Below are 2,682 nucleotides of genomic sequence, written 5' to 3'. Positions count from 1 at the left end.
ATCCCGCATAAAATCAAGGTATATTAGAATGTAGAATTTACTTTTTCATTCAAGCCATTTTTTATAATTATTTTATTCTCTTATGATTTTAGCTTACATTCAAAAAATCTTGTGTGAATATCACCTCAACTTCCAGTAACTAAAATTAATTTTTCCTGCATTTAAATATAGCACATTATGTACTTTTCGAAAAGAAAAAATGTTCGACAAAATTTTCCATAGATAATCATTCATACACAACAAAGCGTAGCTTCACATTAACAACAAAAAAACACTGAACTCATGATTCATCATAACTTTCAGTGCTTTTTCTTATTATTCCACATTATTTTTTAATTCATATTCTGCCTCTATTTCTGTTTTTTCATTTTCAAGTTCAAGGCGAATCTTTTCGTACTCCGTAGCAAATTCCCAATCTGTCATTTGTTCTGCTTTGAATTGCTCTAATGTTTTCATATTTTCACAGCCCTTTTCGGTAAACTTTGTTTATCGTTGCCTGGGCGTGTTCCAGTTCTTTCTTTTGGATGATTGCTTCGCGGTCGGTCAGGATTGCGAGCATTTCGTCTACTACGTCCTCCGGGCGGGGATTGGAGACGCGGTAGAGGTAGCCTAACATTCGCGTGGCTGTATAATCTGTATTCATCTGCTGATAGGCGATCTCCTTGCAGAATTCATCCGGATACCCCTTTTCACATAACGCATGATAAAGTTCATCTGATCTAGATTCCATTGTTTTATACCTCCAATGTTTCTGTGTCTACTGTATACACAGTATAACCGCTTTCATTCTAGTTCTCAATACTATCTCAAAAAATCCCCTGATATTTCTCCTTCCTCTAACTTTGCAAATGATTGTTAATCATCCCAAAATATGATATGCTTATAAAAACTCCTGGATATAATTTCATATAAATTCGGATGTGATACGATATGAGATACAATCTACCGGATAGAGTTTTCAGAGAACTTACCACACTTGCCCAGAAATATTCCGTTACCAAAATCATACCATTTGGTTCTCGCGCACGAGGTACGCATACAGAACGAAGCGATATTGATATTGTCGTATACGGTGTGGATTTCGATAACTTTTACTGGGATGTCAAAGAAAATATATATTCACTCTTGATGTTTGATATTATACAAGCAGATGCACCCATTTCAGATGCATTAAAAGAAGAAATAAAAAAAGATGGTATTACCATCTACGAAAACAAACTTAAATCACTTACAACCTAAAACACCTGACACCAATTTTTCAAAATCAGTAAAGTCAACACCCTCCCGTCCTCCACAATGAAGAACTCTGTATCTTTCCTACTACCATTCGTCCCGTCGAAAGCACAAACGAGGGGTGTGCAGAGGGGACTGCGAAGTCCCCTTTGCGATTCCCCACAGCATCCGCTGTAAGTTTTCTCAACTTCTCAAGCCAATATTTCCTCTTCTTAAGAGAAATACTTCTCTTTTATGATCTCCACCGGCATCTCTTCCCCTGTCCAGAGTTTAAAGGATGCAGCTCCCTGATACAGAAGCATGTACATACCGTTACCAGTCTTGCATCCTGCTTCCTTTGCTTCACGGAGCAGTCTTGTCTCCTGTGGATTATAAATTACATCAAATACAAACAGATCCTTATGGAACATACTTGTATCTGTGATGATCGTTCTGTCTACGTTAGGAGCCATTCCCACAGAAGTACCGTTTACAAGGATCGCACTCTCTGCGATGGATGCCCGGAGAATCTCCGGATCAGAATAATCATGAAGTGTAACCTTACACTCTGTTCGTTCGTTCAGCTTCGCAACGATCTCCTCAGCTCTTCCAAAGAAATTATCTCTTACATTAAATACATTGATCTCAGCAACACCATCCAGTGCAGCCTGTACCAGGATTGCAGTAGCTGCTCCGCCGGCACCCAGAAGAGTCATCTTCTTTCCGATGATGTCCACTCCGTTCTCTGCAACTGCTCTCATAAATCCAACGCCATCTGTTGTATAAGCAGTCAGTATGCCATTGTCATTGACAATCGTGTTGCACGCACCGGAAATCTCGGAAGCAGGAGATACCTTGTCAGCAAGCTTACACATGATATTCTTGCCCGGCATGGTAATATTCCATCCTCTGGCTCCCATTGTGCGGAGACCCTGAACTGCTTCCGGCATCTTGTCTTCCGGTACATCAAACGCAAGATATGTATAATCCAGCCCCAGCTGATCGCATGCTTCATTGTGCATTTCCGGTGAAACGCTGTGTGCGACCGGGCTTCCAAGTAAACATAATAATCCGGTGTGTCCTGTGATATGTTTTGACATAATCCATATTCCTTTCCGCGTATCAAAATTTGGCAAGTCCTCTCTCACCTTTATGTAGTGTCAATTATACACGATTTAAAGTGATAAAGCAAGGCTGTGTTTTATCATGTCTCGTGCATATTCCATTTTGTTCTAAACCATGATATAGTGAACTACTCGGCAACTGAGTTACCAGAGCATCTGAAATCTGGCGGGATACCGCCTTTTTTCAGGGTGCGTCCATGACACCAATACTGCTTGCCTTTCGGCTATGCAGCTACTTTTATTATTTCTGGCTTTTTTAGTCCGGTTACGAACAATTCTTTTTGCTTCCCGGATACGGACAGATATTTCCGCAGGATATTAAACGCACCTACCGCATCTGCGTTAA

Annotated in this window: 4 protein-coding genes; 1 reads left to right on the top strand and 3 read right to left on the bottom strand. The window is 40.3% G+C overall.

Annotation, left to right across the window (positions count from 1 at the left end):
- Window positions 1–315: 315 nt before the first annotated feature.
- Window positions 316–456 (bottom strand): hypothetical protein, encoded by a 141-nt coding sequence (locus tag LIR34_RS17400; protein WP_161286555.1) that lies wholly within the window; start codon window positions 454–456, stop codon window positions 316–318.
- Between the two features lie 4 nt (window positions 457–460).
- On the bottom strand, window positions 461–730 hold the full coding sequence (locus LIR34_RS17395; RefSeq protein ID WP_161286553.1) for a hypothetical protein: 270 nt from the start codon (window positions 728–730) through the stop codon (window positions 461–463).
- A 200-nt stretch (window positions 731–930) separates the two neighbouring features.
- Between LIR34_RS17395 and LIR34_RS17390 the strand changes: the two genes are divergently transcribed.
- Entirely contained in the window at window positions 931–1,239 is a 309-nt protein-coding gene (locus LIR34_RS17390; RefSeq protein WP_161286552.1) for a nucleotidyltransferase family protein, read from the top strand.
- Between the two features lie 206 nt (window positions 1,240–1,445).
- Here the strand turns inward: LIR34_RS17390 and aroE are convergent, their stop codons facing one another.
- Window positions 1,446–2,312, bottom strand: coding sequence for a shikimate dehydrogenase (gene aroE, locus LIR34_RS17385; RefSeq protein WP_161286550.1), 867 nt, complete (start codon window positions 2,310–2,312; stop codon window positions 1,446–1,448).
- Between the last annotated feature and the right edge of the window lie 370 nt (window positions 2,313–2,682).

The organism is Blautia sp. MSK17_66 (assembly GCF_020538025.1).
GTDB lineage: Bacteria > Bacillota > Clostridia > Lachnospirales > Lachnospiraceae > Blautia_A.
This window is presented reverse-complemented; position numbering and strand designations above follow the sequence as displayed.